20 protein-coding genes and 2 other RNA genes are annotated in these 20,454 nt (G+C 65.1%); 17 read left to right on the top strand and 5 right to left on the bottom strand.

What is annotated here, in order from left to right:
• Positions 1-28: 28 nt before the first annotated feature.
• Positions 29-1,240 (bottom strand): MFS transporter, encoded by a 1,212-nt coding sequence (locus J7360_RS14955; protein ID WP_057660884.1) that lies wholly within the window; start codon positions 1,238-1,240, stop codon positions 29-31.
• A 243-nt stretch (positions 1,241-1,483) separates the two neighbouring features.
• On the opposite strand from J7360_RS14955, the gene J7360_RS14950 reads away from it, so the two are divergent.
• Positions 1,484-2,578 (top strand): alkene reductase, encoded by a 1,095-nt coding sequence (locus tag J7360_RS14950; RefSeq protein WP_057660880.1) that lies wholly within the window; start codon positions 1,484-1,486, stop codon positions 2,576-2,578.
• A 597-nt stretch (positions 2,579-3,175) separates the two neighbouring features.
• Here the strand turns inward: J7360_RS14950 and J7360_RS14945 are convergent.
• Positions 3,176-3,511, bottom strand: coding sequence for a zinc ribbon domain-containing protein YjdM (locus tag J7360_RS14945; RefSeq protein ID WP_057660877.1), 336 nt, complete (start codon positions 3,509-3,511; stop codon positions 3,176-3,178).
• A 114-nt stretch (positions 3,512-3,625) separates the two neighbouring features.
• On the opposite strand from J7360_RS14945, the gene J7360_RS14940 reads away from it, so the two are divergent.
• The 5 genes from J7360_RS14940 (at position 3,626) to J7360_RS14920 (ending at position 8,415) form a co-directional block, all read left to right on the top strand.
• Complete coding sequence (locus J7360_RS14940) at positions 3,626-4,675, top strand: cation diffusion facilitator family transporter (protein WP_057660874.1); 1,050 nt, start codon at positions 3,626-3,628, stop codon at positions 4,673-4,675.
• 338 nt (positions 4,676-5,013) lie between these two features.
• Positions 5,014-5,487: a peptidylprolyl isomerase gene (locus J7360_RS14935; RefSeq protein ID WP_011050866.1), complete on the top strand. Its 474-nt coding sequence runs from the start codon at positions 5,014-5,016 to the stop codon at positions 5,485-5,487.
• 152 nt (positions 5,488-5,639) lie between these two features.
• The gene (locus J7360_RS14930) at positions 5,640-7,016 is read left to right on the top strand and encodes an Hsp70 family protein (protein WP_007967345.1); all 1,377 of its coding nucleotides are present in this window, start codon (positions 5,640-5,642) and stop codon (positions 7,014-7,016) included.
• Positions 7,017-7,205: 189 nt separating this feature from the next.
• Complete coding sequence (locus J7360_RS14925; protein ID WP_022559758.1) at positions 7,206-7,391, top strand: hypothetical protein; 186 nt, start codon at positions 7,206-7,208, stop codon at positions 7,389-7,391.
• 430 nt (positions 7,392-7,821) lie between these two features.
• Positions 7,822-8,415, top strand: coding sequence for a mechanosensitive ion channel family protein (locus tag J7360_RS14920; RefSeq protein WP_209034166.1), 594 nt, complete (start codon positions 7,822-7,824; stop codon positions 8,413-8,415).
• Positions 8,416-8,595: 180 nt separating this feature from the next.
• On the opposite strand, the gene J7360_RS14915 is transcribed toward J7360_RS14920, so the two are convergent.
• The gene (locus J7360_RS14915; RefSeq protein WP_057660871.1) at positions 8,596-8,862 is read right to left on the bottom strand and encodes a DksA/TraR family C4-type zinc finger protein; all 267 of its coding nucleotides are present in this window, start codon (positions 8,860-8,862) and stop codon (positions 8,596-8,598) included.
• Positions 8,863-9,035: 173 nt separating this feature from the next.
• Between J7360_RS14915 and J7360_RS14910 the strand changes: the two genes are divergently transcribed.
• Positions 9,036-9,290 carry a DUF2789 domain-containing protein gene (locus J7360_RS14910; protein WP_022559761.1) on the top strand — a complete coding sequence of 85 codons (255 nt, stop codon included), beginning with the start codon at positions 9,036-9,038 and terminating at the stop codon, positions 9,288-9,290.
• Positions 9,291-9,452: 162 nt separating this feature from the next.
• Here J7360_RS14910 and J7360_RS14905 read toward each other — a convergent pair whose 3' ends face one another.
• Complete coding sequence (locus J7360_RS14905) at positions 9,453-9,626, bottom strand: DUF1328 domain-containing protein (protein WP_003489471.1); 174 nt, start codon at positions 9,624-9,626, stop codon at positions 9,453-9,455.
• Between the two features lie 380 nt (positions 9,627-10,006).
• On the opposite strand from J7360_RS14905, the gene J7360_RS14900 reads away from it, so the two are divergent.
• From J7360_RS14900 to J7360_RS14890, 3 genes are all read left to right on the top strand, one after another.
• On the top strand, positions 10,007-10,534 hold the full coding sequence (locus J7360_RS14900; RefSeq protein WP_306347936.1) for a YgjP-like metallopeptidase domain-containing protein: 528 nt from the start codon (positions 10,007-10,009) through the stop codon (positions 10,532-10,534).
• Positions 10,535-10,624: 90 nt separating this feature from the next.
• A non-coding RNA gene (locus tag J7360_RS14895) (sX9 sRNA) lies at positions 10,625-10,701 on the top strand.
• 266 nt (positions 10,702-10,967) lie between these two features.
• On the top strand, positions 10,968-12,068 hold the full coding sequence (locus J7360_RS14890) for a Glu/Leu/Phe/Val dehydrogenase dimerization domain-containing protein (RefSeq protein WP_005924809.1): 1,101 nt from the start codon (positions 10,968-10,970) through the stop codon (positions 12,066-12,068).
• A gap of 61 nt (positions 12,069-12,129) precedes the next feature.
• Here J7360_RS14890 and J7360_RS14885 read toward each other — a convergent pair whose 3' ends face one another.
• Positions 12,130-14,961: an autotransporter serine protease gene (locus J7360_RS14885; RefSeq protein WP_209034158.1), complete on the bottom strand. Its 2,832-nt coding sequence runs from the start codon at positions 14,959-14,961 to the stop codon at positions 12,130-12,132.
• Between the two features lie 153 nt (positions 14,962-15,114).
• On the opposite strand from J7360_RS14885, the gene J7360_RS14880 reads away from it, so the two are divergent.
• The 7 genes from J7360_RS14880 to J7360_RS14850 all read left to right on the top strand — a co-directional run bounded on the left by J7360_RS14880 (position 15,115) and on the right by J7360_RS14850 (position 20,406).
• Positions 15,115-16,290 (top strand): thiolase family protein, encoded by a 1,176-nt coding sequence (locus J7360_RS14880; protein ID WP_209034156.1) that lies wholly within the window; start codon positions 15,115-15,117, stop codon positions 16,288-16,290.
• A 122-nt stretch (positions 16,291-16,412) separates the two neighbouring features.
• The gene (locus J7360_RS14875) at positions 16,413-16,754 is read left to right on the top strand and encodes a hypothetical protein (protein WP_003489455.1); all 342 of its coding nucleotides are present in this window, start codon (positions 16,413-16,415) and stop codon (positions 16,752-16,754) included.
• Between the two features lie 228 nt (positions 16,755-16,982).
• The gene (locus J7360_RS14870) at positions 16,983-17,309 is read left to right on the top strand and encodes a hypothetical protein (RefSeq protein WP_011346837.1); all 327 of its coding nucleotides are present in this window, start codon (positions 16,983-16,985) and stop codon (positions 17,307-17,309) included.
• Positions 17,310-17,416: 107 nt separating this feature from the next.
• Positions 17,417-19,126, top strand: coding sequence for a diguanylate cyclase (locus J7360_RS14865; RefSeq protein ID WP_057660860.1), 1,710 nt, complete (start codon positions 17,417-17,419; stop codon positions 19,124-19,126).
• Positions 19,127-19,352: 226 nt separating this feature from the next.
• Entirely contained in the window at positions 19,353-19,910 is a 558-nt protein-coding gene (locus J7360_RS14860; RefSeq protein WP_057660857.1) for a polymer-forming cytoskeletal protein, read from the top strand.
• Positions 19,907-20,272, top strand: coding sequence for a hypothetical protein (locus J7360_RS14855; RefSeq protein ID WP_008578205.1), 366 nt, complete (start codon positions 19,907-19,909; stop codon positions 20,270-20,272). The genes J7360_RS14860 and J7360_RS14855 overlap by 4 nt, the downstream gene beginning before the upstream one ends.
• 59 nt (positions 20,273-20,331) lie before the next feature.
• Positions 20,332-20,406: non-coding RNA, sX9 sRNA (locus J7360_RS14850), on the top strand.
• The last annotated feature ends 48 nt before the right edge of the window (positions 20,407-20,454 follow it).

Here is a 20,454-nt window from a genome sequence, read left to right as displayed (position 1 = left end):
ACGCTCGACGCATCGCGGCACCGGCAACTCAGCAACTCCTCAATACCGTACGTTGCTGATGACGTTCCTGCCACACCGCCGCTGCATAAACCAGCAACCCGCCGAGCGCGGTGGCCGCGCCGACGTAACCGGTGGAGGTCCACCCCCAGCCCGCCGTGATCGCCATGCCACCCAGCCATGGACCCAATGCATTGGCTGTATTGAACGCTGCGTGGTTGGAGGCTGCGGCCAGGGTCTGCGCTTCTGCCGCCACGTCCATCAAGCGTGTCTGCAAGGCTGGCGCCAAGGCCCCCATGGTGCCGACCGCCACGACGGAGACGAACACCCACACGGCTGATTGCGCTGCCAGCGGAAACGTCAACATCACCACCACCGACCACACCAGCAACACCGGCACCGCGCGGAACTGCATGCGATCGAACAACCAACCGCCCAGGATGCTTCCCAGCACCCCACCCACGCCGAATGCCACCATCGCCAACGGAATGCGCGCTGCGGTGACGCCGGTCACCGCAGTCAACGTCGGCGCAAGGTAACTGAAGACGCAGAACATGCCGGAAAAACCCACCGCCCCGATCGCCAATGCCAGCCATACCTGCGGCTGATTGAACGCGCGCAATTCGCGCAGCGGCTGCTGACGCGGCTCCTCCGGCTGCGGCAGCAACAGGACCGCCACAGCGGCTACCGTGCCCAGCGCAATCACCGACACCGATGCATAGGCCCAGCGCCAGCTCACGATTTGCCCCAGCCAGGTCGCCAGCGGGTTGCCCACCAGCAGCGCAACGCTCAAACCCAACAACACGCGCCCCACTGCAGTGGCACGTTGATTGGGCGGGCTGATCGATGCGGCCACCAGCGACGCAACGCCGAAGTAGGCGCCATGCGGCAGCCCGGCGATGAAGCGGCACAGCAGCATGGCGTGGTAGCCCGGCGCCAATGCGCTGGCCACGTTGCCCAGCGCATAGAACACCATCAACAGTAGCAACAAGGTGCGCCGCGGCCAGCGCGCGCCCAGGATCGCCAGCAAGGGCGCACCCACCACCACGCCCAATGCGTACGCGCTGATGACGTGACCGACCTGCGGCTCGGTGATCTGCAGGCCCTGCGCAATCTGCGTCATCAGGCCCATGGTGGAAAATTCGCTGATGCCGATCGCAAAGCCGCCCATCGCCAGCGCAAGCAGGATCAGCACGTAATCGCGCCGGGACACGCGTGGCGAAGAAAGATCGGCATCGGTCATGCCCGACTCCAGAAATGCAGGGCGGCCTATTATTGTGCAATGCAGCAGAGCAGGAAAGCGCGACACCATGACTCGGTTGGGCGCCAGCGCCTAATCCATCACAATTACGCCGCGTTCAACGCGACAGGGACGCTGTGTCCTATCTGCATCGCTCGAATCTGCTTCACTCCACCACCATCGCTACGGAGCACCGCGATCGGCGCGGCGTCGCGCCTGGCGCGTGATCAAATCGACTGGTTGCTGATGTCCAAATCCACTCAATCCCCCTTGTTCTCCCCGGTGCGCCTGGGCGCACTGGATCTTGCCAATCGCGTGATCATGGCCCCGCTGACGCGCAACCGCGCCGTCGCCGGCCAGGTGCCCTCGCCGCTTGCTGCCGAGTACTACGGCCAGCGCGCCACCGCCGGCCTGATCGTGGCCGAAGGGACCCAGATCAGTCCGCTGGGCCAGGGCTATCTCGATACGCCCGGCATCCATACCAAGGAACAAATCGAGGGCTGGCGCGCTGTCACTGACGAAGTGCATCGTCGCGGCGGCAAGATCGTGCTGCAGCTGTGGCACGTTGGCCGCGTCTCGCACACCAGTGTGCTGCCCCCGGGCGAAGTACCGGTTGCGCCCAGCGCCATTCGCGCGGAGGGCAAGACCTTCACCCAAAACGGGTTCGAAGACGTGTCCGAGCCGCGTGCGCTGGCGCTGGACGAAATCCCCGGCTTGATCGAGGACTACCGCATCGCGGCGCGCAACGCGATCGATGCCGGCTTCGACGGCGTGGAGGTGCATGCGGCCAACGGCTATCTGCTGGACCAGTTCCTGCGCGACAGCTCCAACCAGCGCACCGACGCCTACGGTGGCGATATCGAAAACCGCACCCGCCTGCTTGCCGAGGTGGTGCAGGCGATTGCCGATGAAATTGGCGCCGAGCGCACCGGCGTGCGCTTGTCGCCGGTGACCCCGGTGTACGGCGCGCACGACTCCGACCCGCAGCCGCTGTTCGAACGTGCGGTCGAGCGCCTCAACCTGATCGGCGGGCTGGCTTTCATCCACGTGATCGAGGGTGCGACCGGCGGCCCGCGCGACAACATCGCCTTCGACTACGCCGCGCTGCGGGCCAAGTTCGACGGCGCCTGGATCGCCAACAACGGCTACGACCGCGGCATGTCCGAACACGCCATCAGCAGCGGCTACGCCGATGCGATCGCCTATGGCCGCCCGTTCATCGCCAACCCGGACCTGGTGCGTCGCCTGCGCGAGAATGCGCCACTGGCCGAGCTCGACCAGGCAACGATGTACGGCGGCGGTGCCAAGGGCTATACCGATTACCCCGCATTGCCGGAGTGATCGCCTGATCAGCGACTGACCACGCGACCGCACCTGCCAGCGCACGGTGCGGTCGCTGTGGGTGACGCCGATGCACTGCATGCCTGCTGTTGACGGATATCGGCTGCCTCCCTCGCATGCCGGCCGCTGGCGCTATGCGGCCTATCGGCGATTGCCGGGCGAACCGCTGCTGGCATCCTGCGCATCGCACGCGCGCATGGGATCGTGCGTTGTTGGCATTGGGTTTTTCGCCGGTTGCCAGGCGCGCCCGACATTCGTCACCTGGGCCTCCGATCCGCAACGCCCCCATCACGACACGTGACCTCGCCGCGGCGCATGCGCGCTACCGTCGCGATTGCCAGCACGCAACGCTGGCCGACGATGCAGCACGCTCATTGCCAAGAATGTGCGCCTGCTCGCTGCGGTTCTGCTCGGCAGCCCGTTCGTTGGCCGTGGCCTGCCAGCCACATCGGCACCGGCTGCATGGTGGCATTGGTGTATCCGCGCGATTAGCGCAACTGGCCAGCAGTGCCCCATCCACAGGTACATTGCGCACTCGTCAACATCGCGCATTGACGTCGCGCCCACCCACATTGCAGCGCCATTGGTTAACCGCGCTTACGCCTTGCGCAGGAAACAGGTCTTCAACACCAGGCCCTTGATCTTCTCCGAGTTGCCCTCGATGTGTTCGGCGTCGTCTTCGACCAGGCGAATATTGCGGATCACCGTGCCCTGCTTGAGCGGGATCGACGCGCCCTTGACCTTGAGATCCTTGATCACGGTCACCGTGTCGCCGGCCTGCAGCACGTTGCCGTTGCTATCGCGCACCACCGTCGTGTCTGCCGCGGCGTCGCCTGCGCTCCATTCGAAGCCGCAATCGGCGCAGATCCACATCGCGCCATCGGCATAGGTGTTCTCCAGTCCGCATTGCGGACAGGCGGGGACGGTAGGCATGCAATTCCTTGATCGAAGCGGGCGTGGATTGTAGCCGCCCTGCCACGCGATCACGCACCCGGCACGGCGATGGCGCGATAGTGCGACGCTTGTCGAATGCCTCGCAGGTCGCGCGTGTCCCATCAGCCGGTGTCCCCTTCCCCGCGCACAAACCCATCCTCCCCTCGCCTCGAACAGAGCGAGCCCTCGGCCAGCGGCAATGGTCCAGGCAAGCCTAAAGGTTCGCACGTGGTGGTGTACGTGGCACTGGCGGGCAATCTGGCCATTGCCGTGGCCAAGTTCATCGCCGCCGGCATCTCCGGCAGCTCGGCCATGCTCAGCGAAGGCGTGCACTCGCTGGTGGACACCGTCAACGAAGTGCTGCTGTTGTATGGCTTGCGCCGCGCCGCGCAGCCACCCACTCCAACCCATCCGTTCGGGTACGGGCGCGAGCTGTACTTCTGGAGTTTCATCGTCGCCCTGCTGGTCTTCGCGATGGGTGCGGGCGTGTCGCTCTATGAAGGCATCGTGCATCTGCGTAACCCGGAGCCGGCCAAGAGCCATCTGGTTGCCTACTGCGTGCTCGGCGTCTCGATCGTGTTCGAAGGCATTTCATGGGTGGTGGCGGTGCGCGAATTTCGCTCCAAGAAAGGCCGCATGGGCTATTTCCAGGCATTTCGCCAGAGCAAGGACCCCACCACCTTCACCGTGTTGCTGGAAGACAGCGCTGCGTTGATCGGTTTGCTGATGGCGCTGCTCGGTCTGGCCGGTGCGCAATTGTTCGACATGCCCGAGCTCGACGGCATCGCCTCGATCGGCATCGCCGGGGTGCTGGCGTTTACCGCATTCCTGTTGGCGCGCGAAACCAAGGGCCTGCTGATCGGCGAGCCGGCGCATGCGCATGTCACCGACTCGCTGCTGCGCATCGCCGCCAGCGACCCGGACGTGCGTGCGGCCAATGGCGTGCTCACCATGCAAATGGGCCCCAACCAGGTGGTGGCAGCATTGAGCGCCGAGTTCGAAGACAGCCGCACCACACCGCAGATCGAGGCCTGCGTCGGGCGGATCGAAGCCGCTGCCAAGCAGCAACATCCCGAACTTACCGCACTGTTCGTCAAGCCGCAGACCCCGGAAACCTGGCGTGCACGGCGGGCGCAGATCGAGAGCGGAACAGAGCCCGACTGAGGCAGACCGAAGCGTGCGGCATGCAGATGTCGTGATGCATGCCTGTCGGTCACCACGGCGCCGCGTTGATCCATCGAACGCAGCGCCAACGCCGCAATCGCCGATCGCGCTGCGGACGTCAGCCCGACGCACACCACGCTTCAATCCGTTGTCGCGCTGACGCATCTGGCACGAGCCTGGTCGTGGCGGTTGTGCCGCCAAGCTGATCCCCGCCTCAACCGCAAAACCGGCTGCAGTTGCATGATGCGGTGCGATTGCCTACGGTGTGCGTGCGGCACTTCTTCGCATCGTGAATCAGCCGATGCATTCCCTTCGATCATCCATCATGGAGGTTTCCAATGGAAATCAGCCAGGGTCGCGTTGCGACCATTCACTACACCCTTTCCGACGACAACGGCCAGGTGCTGGACCGCTCCACGCCCGACACGCCGCTGAGTTACCTGCATGGCGCCGGCAACATCGTGCCAGGCCTGGAGCAGGCACTGGAAGGCAAGCAGCTGGGCGATACGCTCACCGCCGACGTCGTGCCCGAACAGGGCTATGGTCCGCGTCATGAGCAGCTCATCCAGCAGGTGCCGCGCGATGCGTTTCCGACCGATGTCGATGTAGTCCCCGGCGTGCAGTTCGAGGCGCGCACGCAGCAGGGTCCGGTCCTGGTCACCGTGACCGAGGTTGGCCCGGATCAGGTCACCGTGGACGGCAATCACCCGCTCGCTGGGCAAACGCTGCACTTTGCGGTCGAAGTGGTGGCAGTGCGCGAGGCCACCACGCAGGAATTGAACGACGGCCACGTGGCCGAGCTGGCGGCCTGACCCGGCGCGCGCCGCGCGCCCCCGTGGCTGCGGCGCGGGCCAGTGCGCAGCACAACGCTCGGGTTTGGCCATGGCGTTACCGACGCTGCCAGTCTCGACGGCAGGTGCGGCAGGCGTAGTAAAGTGCGCGACCCGCTCTCAGGCCTGTCTGCATGAAACTCGGCATCGACTTCGGTACCAGCAACTCCGCCGCCGCGGCGATCGTCGATGGGCAGGTCGTGCCGGTGCGCTTCGGCGAGGCCTTGCAGTTCCGCACCACGGTGTATTTTCCGGAGACCATGCGCGACCCGGACGATTTCAGCCTGACGCCAGCGCTGGAATACGAGGTGGAGCGGCTCATCGACTCGGGCCGACGCGATGCATTGGCTGCCGGCCGCACCCCCAACAACGACAGCCTGCGCCGCGACGCAATCCGCATCGTGCGGCGGCAGTGGATGGAAGCACAGGTGCGTGAGCCACGCACCTCCGCCGCCCTGCTGCAAAACGCCGTCTACGGCGACGAGGCGCTGGATGCGTATTTTCTCGAGGGCGAAGGCAGCCTGGTGCAAAGCCCCAAGTCGATGCTGGGCTACAACCTGCATCCGCGCGCGCGCCAGACCATTACCGGCATCGCCACCCATGTGCTGGAACACATCCGGCTGACTGCCTCGCGCCAGTTCGACATCAACATCCGTCGCGCCACCCTGGGCCGGCCGGTGCAATTTCGCAGTTCGATCGGTGAGGCCGGCAATGCGCAGGCGCTGGAGATCCTGCAGACCGCTGCGATCGCCGCCGGTTTCGACAACGTGGATTTTCTCGAAGAACCTGCAGCGGCCGCGATGCATTATCACGTCAGCCACGACAGCCGCCACGACACCGTGGTGGTGGATATCGGCGGCGGCACCACCGACATCGCCCATGCCAGCGTCGGTGGCAGCGCTGCGCCGCAGGTACACCGTGCCTGGGGGATCGCGCGCGGCGGTACCGATATCGATCTGGCGCTGAGCCTGGCGGCCTACATGCCGCTGTTCGGCCGCGGCATCACGCGCGTGCCTACCCACCACTACGTGGAGGCGGCGATGGTGCAAGACATGACGCGACAGCGCGAATTCCGCCTGCACAAGTACCAGGACGTGCCCGCCCCCTTCGACAAGCGCCTGCAGGCCCTGCAGGACACCGGCAACACCGCGCGTCTGTATCGCGGCGTGGAAGCCTGCAAGATCGCGCTCAGCGAGCTGGATCGGCACCAGGCCGCGCTCGACTTCATCGAGCGCGGCCTGGGCGTGGACGTGCAGGCCGATGCATTGGTCGCGTCCGCTTCCAGTTATCTGGGCGAACTGGCAGGCCTGCTGGCACAGGTACGCGCCGACATGGCGGCCGCACCGGCGACGGTGTTCCTCACCGGCGGCATGTCGCGGGCCGGCTATATCCGCGAGACCGTGGCCGCTGCGTTCCCCGAATCGCGCCTGGTGCATGGCGATCCGTCATTCGGCGTGGTCCAGGGATTGGCCTGGGCGGCCGCGCAGGCAGTCCATTCGTCGGACGATTAACACGCGCCGCCGCGTCATCCCCTATAATGCGCGGTTGCTGCTCGACGCCTAGCCGTCTTGCCTGCAACGGCACGCACAGCGTGCCACCGCGATGGCGCACCGAACGCCGTCGCACTCTCGACACCGCTTCCGCGCGCGCCACCCTAGCCGCACGCGGTGTCACCGCACTTCCCCGCTACAGGAGGCCACATGGCACGTCCCGCGACCAAGCAGAAATCCCAGCCCAGCATCGCTCGCAGCGAAGGTAAGTCGCAGCCGCTCAGTCGTGAGCGCATCGCTGCCGACATCGCCGCGTTCCGCAAGACCGGCGGCCGGATCGAAGTGCTCACCACCAACTTCGGCCCGGCGCGCAACGACGGCGACAAGGCCGCCTAACGCAGCCAACAACGCGGCAGGTTGCAATGCATGGTGCCGCGAAGTGGAACTGTTGTACCGACGTGCCACCGCAAGGTGGCATGTTTGTTTCTGGCGTCCGGCGATGTCATTCATACGCATCGCGCAGGAATGCGACTTCAGTGCGACGTCGTGTCGCTTCTGGCGATGACCCGCGCAATGACTTCGCACGGGTTGCCGATGCGCGGCGACCGGACGCTGCGGGCGCGTCGGCGCCTCGCGCCGCACCCGCGCGAACGCGCCGGGCTTGCACCCACCAACTCCATCCGCATGCTCGCGTCGGCATGCATTCATGGAGTGCCTGCCATCTGCCGCACTCCTGCATTCGCAGATGAGCATGCATTCACTCTGCGCACCTACAGCGCAGAGTTGGCCCGCTACAATGGACGCCCCGTTGATCCTGCACGATGCGATGTCCGCCTCCGATGCGTTGCCCGCCATGATCCGCAGCCTGTTGCCCCACTGGAATCCGGAATGGCTGGCGATTGCAGTACCGACGGTCAAGATCGTGCTGATCCTGGCAGTTGCCGCGTTGGTCCGCCTGCTGCTCCGGCAACTGCTGCGGCGGCTGTGCACACGCTACAGCGTGCCCGCCGAAATGATGATCGGTATCCGCCGCGTCGGCAGCTTCGTCATTTCGGTCAGTGCCTTGCTGATGGTGCTGCGGGTCATCGGCGTCTCGGGCGGCACGTTATGGACCGCATTCACCGGGTTCGCAGCCGTCGGCGCAGTAGCCTTCTTCGCTGCATGGAGCGTACTGTCCAATATCTTCTGCACGTTCCTGATCATCACCACGCGGCCGTTTCGCCTGCACGATCACATCGAGGTACTCGAAGGCGGCGACAAGCCCGGCTTGAAGGGACGTGTGATCGATATCAACGTGATCTACACCACGCTGGAAGAAACCGGCGACCATGCCGGCAGCGTATTGCAAGTCCCCAATAGCCTGTTTTTCCAGCGCACCACGCGTCGCTGGCGCGAGACCGGCGGCTTCAACGCCAACTAGGCGCAAGGCGAAGCCGCTTTGCTGCGGCCAGTTCGCCAGTGGCAGAACCCAAACACGTCCTCGTCGGCAAGCGGCAAGCCCCAACGACTACAGCAAGCTCCACTGCGTTGCCCGCTTGCGATAGAGACGCTGTACGGGATCGCGGTCGCAATGGCATCGTGGAGATGACCCCTCAACCACTCAACGCAGCTGACCGTCCTTGCTGCCGCGACGGTTGTAGCCGCTTTGCGCAGCCTGCTCCAAGTCATGCGCTTGTTGGCAGTTCACGCACAAGTGCACGCCGGGCACTGCCTTGCGGCGCGCCTCGGGAATCGGTGTCTCGCACTCTTCGCAGTGCGTCAGGCTCGGCCCGTGATGCAACTGACTCCGTGCGCGCTTGATTGCATCGTCGACAGTGGCATCGATCTGGTCCTGTACCGCCCCATCACCCGCCCATCCGGTCGCCATGATCGCTACACCTCGCTGGTCTGGACACACATATGGTCATTCGCGCAGGCAAATCCAAGCCGCATGTGCACAGTACGCTCAAGCTGGTTGCACTAGCATCAAGCCAACGCCACTGCCGCTACGGGCGGCAAGTGACCAGGCACTCCGTCATCCGCACTTACGAAGGAACAGCAATGGAACAGCCCGTCCACCCGTTTTCCGAACTATTCGCCCAGCTTGGCCTGCCGTCCGACGAAGCCAGCATTCGCAGCTTCATTGCCGAGCATTCCCCGCTGCCAGGCGAGATGCGCCTGGAAGAAGCACCGTTCTGGACGCCTGCCCAATCCCAGCTGTTGCGTGAAGAACGCCTCGACGATGCCGACTGGATCGTGACCATCGATCAACTCAATATCGCCCTGCATACCACTGCCAACGATACCGGCGTTTGAGCCAGGCGCGCGCGTCGCGTACGCCACGCTTGAGATCGCCTGCAGCTGACATGCGGGCCAGCGCCTCGGCAGAAAAAAAGGAGCGGCCATTGGCCGCTCCTTCGCATCACAGGTAACACAGCCGCACAGCAATGCGCTTGCTCGGCTGTGCAGCATGCGTCGTCAGGTCACTTTCTTGGCAATCGTCATGCCCAGCACGAACAGCACGATGGCAATGATGATGCCCGCCCAGAACAGGAACTTGGCGATACCCATCGCCGCGCCGGCCATGCCGCCGAAACCCAGCGCACCGGCGATCAAGCCGATAATTGCGAAAATGATGGCCCACTTGATTATGATGTTGTCTCCTCATCGGCACCGTGCCGTTGTTTGATCGTGTGCTTGCGGCGCAGCGCCACAAAACATGCACCGCACGCTACCGATTCGAATGTGCCGCACTCGTGAATACGCCTGACACACGCTGCAATACGTGCATTGCATTCACAGAGCAAGCGCCGCGTCCACGCAACCGTGCGCGCTTCTGGAGAAATGATCACAGCTGCACGCGGGGCCACCCCTCCGCGGCGAAGCACCGCATCCGCGTGACATCGTGCAAGCCGCACTGAACGCAACCGATGCACGCGCTTGCCCCATCGACTCTCGGTGCGCATGCGCAACTGGTTCGCAGTCACGCATCCGCACGCGTGGATTGGTCAGTGGCTGACACATCGGCGATCATGCGCGCTTGCCCGCGACCGATCGCCATGGACACTCTTCGCTACCTCACCGGCTATCCGCCCGCCGTCCTGGATCAGGTACGCGAGCTGATCGCACAGGACAAGCTCGCCGCCGTGCTGGCACGGCGTTACCCGGACCGACACGCGATACGCACCGACCGCCATCTCTACGAGTACGTCAAGGCGATGAAGGAGCGCTACATGCGCTCATCGCCCACCTTGCACAAGGCGATGTACGACAACCACCTGCAGGTGGTGAAGCATGCGCTGGGCACGCATACGGCGATCTCGCGCATGCACGGCGGCCGTTTGAAGGCCAGCCGCGAGATCCGCATCGCATCGGTGTTTCGCGACGCGCCGGAACCGTTCTTGCAGATGATCGTGGCGCACGAACTGGCGCACCTGAAGGAGGCCGATCACAACAAGGCCTTCTACCAGCTCTGCAACCACATGACCCCGGACTATCACCAGCTGGAATTCGACCTGCGTCTGTATTTGACGCAACTAGCCCTGTCCGCCGATCGCTGATCGCTGATCGTACAGGACGCGTGCAAGACCACGCGCGGCTCTGCGCTCACCGCCAGGCGAGCATGCACGCGGCCGGTGCTCGGAATGAGCAGGTCCCCCTCGTCCACTGCAGTCCCGCGCGCGCCGCCTACCTCCGCCTGACGACCGCTCGCTACGTGGTGTCGGCCACTCTAGGAGGCGTTTCCGGTCGCTGGCGTTCGCATGCGGCCACGTCCCGGCAGGCAGCAAATGGTTGGGGACGCTATGGTTCCGCCAGCAGTGCTATCGGCATTGGTGAACAGATTCATGCACAAGCCCCTGCCGACGTGGTTTAAAATGTTGCAGCGCGACGTGATCGGACAGGATCTGCAAACGTCGCGTTTTTTGTTTCCCACGGCACGGGTGCATGCCCGGCTTCAGGGAAGGCACATCACGCAGCCCCGCGGAGCCTTCGATGCTTTTCGAAACCCTCGATACCACCGGCCACGAGCAGGTGATTTTCTGTCACAACCGCGATGCCGGACTCAAGGCGATCATCGCCCTGCACAGCACGCGCCTTGGGCCAGCGTTGGGTGGCGTGCGGATGCGCCCCTATGCCAGTAGCGAGGCGGCACTCAACGACGCGCTGCGGCTGAGCCGCACCATGACCTACAAGAACGCCCTGGCCGGCCTGAATGTCGGCGGCGGCAAGGCGGTCATCATCGGCGACCCTCGGACCGACAAGACCGAAGCGCTGTTCCGCGCCTTCGGCCGATTCGTCGACACCCTCGGCGGGCGCTACATCACCTCCGAGGACGTCGGCACCGACGTCAATGACATGGAGCAGATCTACCTGGAGAGCGAATACGTCACCGGCGTGCACCAGGTGCACCGCGGCTCCGGCGACCCTGCCCCGTTTACGGCCTATGGTGCGCTGCAGGCGCTGATGGCCTCGCTCAACCGCAAGCTCGGCCACGAAGAAGTCGGCAAGGCCAGCATCGCGATCCAGGGGCTGGGCCATATCGGCATGGAGTTGGTGAAGCTGCTCAAGGAGCGCGGCGCAAAACTCTATGTGGCCGACCTGAATCAGGCGTTGGTCGACCGCGCCGTGGCCGAATACGGCGCAGAAGCGGTGCGCCCGGATGAAATCCATCAGGTATCGGCCGACGTATTTGCTCCCTGCGCGCTGGAAGGCGCCATCAACGAAGACACGCTGCCGCAACTCAAGGCCAAGATCATCTGCGGCACCGCTAACAATCAGCTTGCCAGCGCCGCCATCGGCGAAGAGCTGCATCGGCGCGGCATTTTGTATGCGCCCGATTACGTGGTGAATGCCGGCGGGGTGATGAATGTGTCGCTGGAGATCGACGGCTACAACCGCGAACGTGCGATGCGGCTGATCCGCAGCATCTATCACAACCTGGAAAAGGTTTTCGATCTGTCAACGCAGCTGGACGTTTCGCCGCAGCAGGCGGCCGATCAGATTGCCGAAGCGCGCATCGAGGCCATCAGCAAGCTCAAACTGCCGCTGGGCCGCACCGCACCGCGCTTCCTGCACAAGCTGCGCGGCGAGTGAAACCCTGTCCAGGCACGCTGCCTGGACAGGGACCACATGCCTCAGCCAGGCAAGGCGCCGATCAGAAATCGGCGCTGTATCGCAGGCTCAGCGCACGGTCGTCGCCGCGTTCGCCCACCCGCTGGTCGTAACCGAAACGCAGCTGGCTCTGCTGGCCAACCGGTGCTGCAGCAGTGATGCCGAACAGACCACCCGAGCGTGCCGGCTGCATGCCACGCAGCGGTGCCCACGCATCCACCCCGACGAAGCTGGCATCCAGCGTCAAGCCATCGCTGCTCAGCGCTTGCTGCCATTCGGCGTAACTGCCCAACTGGATACCGCGCCAACGATACGCCGAGCGCACGCCGGCAAGCGCCTGCGTGCGCGAGGACGTACTCGCATCGGCACGCAAGCCGAAACCATCGCCGCCGTTTTCGCGGAAGCCACCGCTGCGCAAACGCACATAATCCAGGCCCATATACGGCGTCAGGCTTGCATGCGCACCGCCCAGGCGGTACCCGGTTTCCAGATTGCTGCTGAGGTAACTGCCGCTGTAGTCGCTGAAGGCGCTGCTGCGGTCTTCGCCCAGCTGCAGGGTGCGCTCGATCTGACGACTGACGTTGCCAAAGCCCAGCTGACCCAACGTGTACGCAGCGCCCAGTGTCGTGCCCCAATACAGCTGCGCCTGCACCTGACGATCGCGCCCGCGTGCCCCATCCAGGTCGCCCAGGCTGCTGGAGCGCGTTTCGCCGAACGCAAAGCCGGTAACCGCACCGGAAGCCAGACGCAGATCGTTGCCCATCATCCAGCCGGAGGTGGCAAAGCCCGAAGTGGTTGCACCGCCCTCGCCCGGCCCGCCAAGTGCCCGCTGCCAGTTGCCCAACAGACGCGGCTGTTGCGAGAGACCATCGAAATGCGCTGCCAGTGCGCGGCGACCCAGATCGATGGTGTCGAAGGTCATCGCCGCAGAGTCGGCATGCGCGCGGCCGGACAGGCTGCGCAGCGAATCCGCGGCGGCCTTGGCCGTGGGCGATTGTTGCAAGGCAGCTGCAGCGCGAATGAAGCCGCCGCTGAGTGCACCATTGCCCTGGAACTGCTGCGCATCGACCTGCTGGAACGCCTGCTCGACGCGGATGGCCGAATCCATCGATGCGGTGCCGATCGCGCCCAGCGACGCAGCGACCGCGGTGACATCCATGCGCTGCAGCGACACATACGCGGCGTTGGCGTCGTAGCTGCGCGTGGCGCTAAGAAAGGTCACCGCCGGCCCGCTGCTCAGCGTGTCGAATGTGCCCTGCAGACCATCGGTCGCCTGCAGCACTGCGTAGGTCGTGTTGTTGACGACGTAGTCGCGCCGACCGAGCAATTGCAGGTCGCCTGCGATGGTCGCCGTGCCCGCGACATTCAAACGGTCACCCACATTCACTGCCAGGCGACCGTTGCTGGCCTGAGTGTAGTTGCCGGCAATGGATGCGGTCGCGCCGTTGACCTGCAAGGTCCCGGCATTGTCGACCCGACCACCGATGCTGCCCGCGCCGACCAGGCGCGCGCCGTTGGCGATGCTCACGCGCGCACTCTGCAAGCTGGCGGTCTGCAAGGTGCCGCCAAGTACCTGGGTGTCGCCGGTGAAGGCATTGGCCGTGCTGCTCAATACCAAGGTGCCGGTGCCGCGCTTGGTCAGGCCGCCGGTGCCACTGATGGCGTTGGCCCAGGTCGAACGCAAGGTCGTGACATTGACATCCACCGTGCCCCAATCGAAGCGTGCCGGCCCCAACACTGCCTTGCCGACGTTGAGCAGGCCGTAGCCGAAGACCGGATCCACGCCCGCAGCTCCCAAGTCGGTGGCGGTTCCCAGCAAGGTCTGGCGCACCAGATCGTTGTTGAAATACGGAAATGCCTGCCACACCAGCGCAGCCGCACCGGAGACCAGCGGCGCTGCAAACGAGGTGCCGCTGCCGTAGAAATAACGGATGTTGCCGGCAGTGGCGTCCGGGTCGATGAACAGCGACGTGCCTGGCGCGACCAGGCAGTAGCGCATCGCCACACCACAGGCGTTGGAGTACGACGCCAGTTGCGTCGGGTTGGCGGTATCCAGCGCGCCCACCACCAACCAACCGCGCTCCAGATCGGCCGCCGGCAGCGTTCCGTTGGGGCCAGGCTGACTGGGCAGCGCCGCCGTATCGGAGGGCTGCGAGCGCGATTCATTGCCCGACGCGAACACCACCAGCCCATCGTTACTGAGGATGAAGGGGCGATATTCCTGGGCAATCTGATTGGTCACCGTCGGGTCGTTCCAGTACAGGCCGCCCCACGAGTTGTTCATGATGCGCACACCGGCACTGATCAGATCGGCGTGCACCGGTCCCAGGCCAAGCGGTCCATCGACCTCGTTGCCGTCGCCGCTGCCGTCATCCTCCGGCGCACGGTCGCTGATGATGCGCGCAGACACCAGGCCCGCGCCCGGCGCGATGCCGCCGGGCCATTGCCCGACCGCACGCCCGGCGGCCAGCTCGGCCACCACGGTTCCGTGCCCGACCACATCGCCCACCGCAGTGTTGTTGGTGCGTGGGTCCACATAGATGAAGCTGTCGCTTACGCGTCCCTGCAACGCCGGATGATTGGCATTGATGCCGGTATCGATGACGCCGATGCGGTACCCAGCACCCGTGAAGCCAAGCGCCTGCGCCGCACGCGCGTTGGTCAGCGCCAGATGCGCATCGATCGCCGGCTCCGGCGTGGTGGGCGTCGTCACCGGTGGCGGCGGCGATGTTGGCGGCGGCGGCGGCGAGGTCACCGGCGGTGCGGCCGGAGTGCTTGGACGGATACCACCTCCGCCACCACCACCGCCACATGCGGTCAACGCAACGGCCAGCGCCGAGGCCAGTACAGTCCTGGCGACGTCTTGCTTCTTCATTTGTGTTCTCCCCGAACCCATTCCATGGATGGGGCCCAATCGGGCCCGAATAACGCTTTGCTTACTTTAATCGGAAAGGGTGCGCGTGGGGCGCGTGCTAGCGCGGCGCCGCCATGAGGCAGATAATCGTTTCACTTTAAACGGTATCTGCTCATGTCCGACATCGTCATCGTTGCTGCCAAACGTACTGCCATCGGCTCGTTCCTCGGCCAATTCAATGCGGTGCCGGCACCCACGCTCGCCGCGGCTGCCATCCGGGGCGCGCTCGCGCAATCGGGCATCGCACCTGCCGATATTTCCGAGGTCATCGTCGGCTGCGTGCTGCCGGCCAATCTCGGCCAGGCACCTGCGCGCCAGGCCGCGATTGCCGCGGGCATTCCTACCTCCACCGGCGCCACCACCATCAACAAGGTGTGCGGCTCGGGCATGAAGGCGATCATGTTGGGACACGACCTGATCAAGGCCGGCTCGGCCAGCATCGTGGTGGCCGGCGGCATGGAGTCGATGAGCAATGCCCCGCATCTGCTGCCCAACTCGCGTACCGGCAACCGCTACGGCAATTTCCAGGCGGTCGATCACATGGCCTGGGACGGCCTGACCAATCCGTATGACGGCCAGGCCATGGGCGTGTTCGGCGAAGCCACCGCGGAGACGTTCGGCTTCACCCGCGCCGACCAGGATGCATTCGCGATCGCCTCGGTGGAACGCGCGCAGGCGGCGCAGCGCAGCGGCGCGTTTGCCGACGAAATCGTGCCGGTGACGGTCGCCACGCGCAAGGGCGAAGTCGTCGTGGACAGCGATGAGCAGCCGGGCAAATCGGACGTGGCCAAGATTCCAACGCTGAACCCGGCCTTCAAGAAGGACGGCAGCGTGACCGCGGCAAGTTCCTCGAGTATTTCCGATGGCGCGGCAATCACCGTCCTGATGAGCGCGGACGACGCGCAACGCCGCGGCGTGACGCCGCTGGCGCGCATTGTCGGCCACGTCACCCATTCTCAGGAGCCGGAGTGGTTCACCACCGCACCGGTCGCTGCAATTCAAGCGCTGCTCGGCAAGCTCGGCTGGCAATTGGACGATGTGGATCTGTTCGAAATCAACGAAGCCTTCGCCGTCGTAGCGATGGCACCGATCAAGCAACTCGGCATCGCGCACGAGAAGGTCAATGTGCATGGCGGCGCCTGCGCATTGGGCCATCCGATCGGCGCATCCGGCGCGCGCTTGGTGGTGACATTGGTGAACGCGTTGCGCAGCCGCGGAGGCAAGCGCGGAATCGCAACGCTATGCATCGGTGGCGGCGAAGCGACCGCCATCGCTATCGAATTGATTTAATTATCTTTAACGGCGATTTTGCAAAACTGAATACGCGTGCGCTTGACACTCGTCTTGTGGCCGTCATCATGTCGGGGGCGCGCAATAGCGCGTTGCCTAATCTAACGACGAGGATTGAAACAATGACCATCAACAAGCTGCTGATCGCAATGGCTCTGGGCCTGGCCCTGACCGCTTGCTCGAAGCCGGAACAGGCTCAGGACGCTGCTGCTTCGGCTAACGAAGCTGCTGCCGACGCTCAGACCGCTGCCGACCAGGCTGCTGCCTCGGGCTCGCAGTCGGCTGACGCCGCTCAGGCTGCTGCCAACACCGCTGCTGCTTCGGCCGACACCGCTGCTGACGCTGCCCAGGCTGCTTCCGGCGCCGCGACCGACGCTGCTGCTGACCAGGCTGCCGACGCTGCCAAGACGGCTGAAGACACCGCCAAGGCTGCCAAGGACACCGCAGAAGAAGCCAAGAAGTAATCACTTCTTGACTCCAAGCGAGTTCGAAAAAAGCCGCTGGTTTCCAGCGGCTTTTTTTTGCCTGCGATTCCGGCCTTGCACGCCGTACCCGCCGGCATGACCACCAACATCCTGCAAGACTGCGTCTGTCTACCCCGTGGCTGAATGGCCGGCTGCGCATTGACGCAGACTGCATCGCCTCCTGCATAAGCTCCGGCTTCCAACACCGGAACAGGAACAGGACCACCCATGAAGACGATCCGCATGCTGTCGTTGAGCGCCATCGCCGCCCTCACCCTTGCTGCCTGTCAGGGCCCGGATGCCGAGCAGGCGCGCCGCGATGCCGCGTCTGCCGCCAAGCACGCCGCCGCCGCGACCGAACAGGCCGCAGACCGTGCAGCAGTGGAAGCGAAGGCCGCAACTGCCGATGCACGCGTGGCTGCGCGCGAGTTGGCCGCAGACGCCAGCCGCGCCACCGCCAATGCGGCCGATGCCACCGCCGACAAGACGCGTGAAATGGCCAACAAGGCCGAACAGAACGCCGACAAGCACGACGCCGACCACGCGCAGCACTGAGTCGCCCCTCTTTCGCGGCACCCGCAACGCGCCGGCCATGTGCCGGCGCGCTTGTCTCGGCCGACGGGTGGCTCGTGTTGTCGAGGCCGGCAGGCTAGCATTCGCATATGTCCTCTTCTTTTACGTCACGCCGGCGCAACCAGCTGGCGCTGATTTTTTCTGCGCTGATCTTCGTCGTCATCGGAATCGGCATCTTCGTCGGTGCCCGCCGTTCGCTGGCCGACGCCGCGCTGGTGTCGCATACCCACGAGGTGATCGGGCGGGTCGACGAGATCCAGGCGCGCGTGCTCGATGCCGAATCGGCGCAGCGTGGTTTCCTGCTCACCGGCAACGACGCCTACCTGCTCGACTACCACACCAGTGTCGAACGTTTGCCGATCCTGCTGGACAACCTGCGCCGCCTGATCGTCGACAACCCCGCGCAGGAGCAGCACCTGGCGCAGTTGCAACGGCTGGTGGAAACCCGCCTGCGGCAGATTCAGCACGTGCTCGACATCTATACGCAAAGTGGGCTGGAGCCGGCACGTGCCGACATCCGGCAGAGCGCCTTCCGCACCACCAGCGCGATCCGCGAGCAGGCATTGGCGATGGTGCAGCGCGAACAGGAACTGCTGGCACAGCGCGCGCGAAGCAGCGAACAAAGCGCCAACCTGTTGCTGGCACTGGCGCTGGCCGGCATTCCGTTCGGGCTGGTGGTGGTGGGCATGGTCTATGCGCTGTTGATGCGCGAACTGCGCCATCGCGCGCAGGCCGAACAGCTGGCGGCGCAAGCCAATCGCGAGTTGGGCGAGAGCATCGACGCACTGCAGCGCAGTACCGCCGACCTCAACCTGCTCAGCCGCTACACCGGCCTGCTGCAGAGCTGCATCAGTGCCGAAGAAGCCTTGATGGTCAGCAGCCGTACCCTGGCCAGCCTGCTGCCGGGCGTGGCGGGAAGCGTGTACCTGCTGCGCGCCTCGCAAGACCGCGCCGAGGCGATCAGCCACTGGGGCGAGCCGCTGGTGCGCAGTGCGCCGCATCTGTCGCCGGAGCAATGCTGGGCGCTGCGCCGCGGCCAGCCGCATATCGTCCACGACCTGGGCCGGGATGCGCTGTGTGCGCATATCGAAGAACCCGCACGCGATGCGTCCGTCACCACCACGTGCCTGCCGATGTCGGCGCAAGGCACCCAGCTCGGGTTTCTGTTCCTGTCCGCAGCCGGCCCGGGACCGATGCCGCGGCTGGAAATCGCCGAGGCGGCCGCCGAGCAGTTGTCGTTGGCGCTGAGCAACCTGCGCCTGCGAGAATCACTGCGCCGGCAGTCGATCCGCGATGCGCTGACGGGGCTGTATAACCGCCGCTATCTGGAAGAATCGCTGAGCCACGAGTTGGCGCGGTGCGCACGGCGTGGTCTGCCGCTGTCGGTGTTGATGCTGGACGTGGACCATTTCAAACAGTTCAACGACAGCCAAGGCCATGCCGGTGGCGACCTGTTGCTGGCAGCGGTGGGCGAGGTGCTGCTGACCCGCCTGCGCGCCGAAGACGTGGCATGCCGCTACGGCGGTGAGGAATTCACCGTCCTTCTGCCCGAAGCCGATGGCGAGGAAGCCATGCGCGTGGCCGAGCAGATCCGCGGTTACATCGCCGCGCTGGCGGTCAGCGACGGTGCGCGCGCGTTGCCGAAGGTGACTGCCTCGATCGGCGTGGCCAGTTTCCCGGCCGATGGCGAACAGGGTGCGAGCCTGATCCAGAAAGCCGACGCAGCGCTGTATCGCGCCAAGCGCGCTGGGCGCAACCGGGTCGAGCGACACGGTGCTGCGACGGACAGTGCGAACTGAAAGCAGCTGACAAAGCCGCGGCGCAGCTGCCAGGCCGGTGCGGCCGCGTCCGCGATGTGTCGAGCGACACTGCCGCCCTGTACACCGCACCCACCTGAGCTCTGCTCGCGACGTTTGCCGACAGCTTCGGCACGCACGCCGTCCATCGCGGATTGCGGAGTTCGTCACACAAAAGATCCAGTTGCGCGGCGATAGTCGGCCTCGCCCCCTAAAGCGAGGCAGTCCGATGTCGATGTGGCGCGATCAAGGTCCCAACAAGAAAGACGGCGTTCCGGTCACCCCCGAGGTTCCTGCTGCCGATGGCAGGCTGTTCACCGCCGAGACCAGTCCCGCACCGCCGGTGCCCGCCGCCGCAGCGCCCAGCGTCGCACCGGCAACTGCAGCCACACAGCGTCACAGCGAAGCGAAAGAGTCGCTGATCGCTGCCGACATCAGCATCGAAGGCAAGATCGAAGGCGCCGGCCATGTGCGCTTGGCCGGCCGCTTCAAGGGCGATGTCAACGTCAAGGGCGATCTGACCATCGAACGCGGCGCCAAGCTCAATGGCGGCGTGCGCGCCAACAAGGTGATCATCGCCGGCGAGCTGGAGGGCAACATCGAATCTGCCGCGCAGGTCGAACTGCAGACATCCGGTGTGTTGGTCGGCGACGTCAAGGCCGGCAGCCTCACGGTGGCATCGGGTGCGCGCATGCGCGGCCAAGCCGATTTCGGCTGGGGCGATGATGGCGGCAAGCCGGTCGCGCCCAACAAGCCGGTCGTCAGCGGAGACAGCGACGCCACATGAGTGCACCTCGCCCGGGCACGCCCGGCGCCACGCGTAGCTGCCCGCACTGCAAGGCGACGATCCTGGAAAGCGCCAGCGTCTGCCCTGCGTGCAAGCACCACCTGCGCTTCGATTCGGCGGCTGCGCAACACGCGCAGCCGGCGCCGATCGTGCCGCTCAAGGTCGACGGCACCATCCGCCACCCGGCCGACGGCGATCCATGGGAATACACGGTGGTGGTGGTGGTGCGCAACGGTAAGGGCGAGGAGATCCGTCGCCAGGTGGTCGATGTCGGCGCCATGCACGGCGGCGAAGAACGCGGCTTCACCCTGGCGGTGGAAGCGAGCGCGGTGCGTTCGCCTGGGCGACGTACGCGGCATTAAGAACAGCTAACAAAAACGACTGCGCAGCCAGGCGGGCGCGGCCGTTGCCCGGAATCGGTGTGTACCACGCGTACACCGCGGTTCCTTCGTACCGTCGACGCCACCTGACGGCCGCTCGCTTTGTTTTGTTGGCCGCTCTAAGGCGTCCACGATCCACGCGGCTGCCAACACTACTAAACGCG

This window comes from Xanthomonas sp. D-99, assembly GCF_017746145.1.
In the GTDB taxonomy this organism is placed as follows: domain Bacteria; phylum Pseudomonadota; class Gammaproteobacteria; order Xanthomonadales; family Xanthomonadaceae; genus Xanthomonas; species Xanthomonas cissicola.
This window is presented reverse-complemented; position numbering and strand designations above follow the sequence as displayed.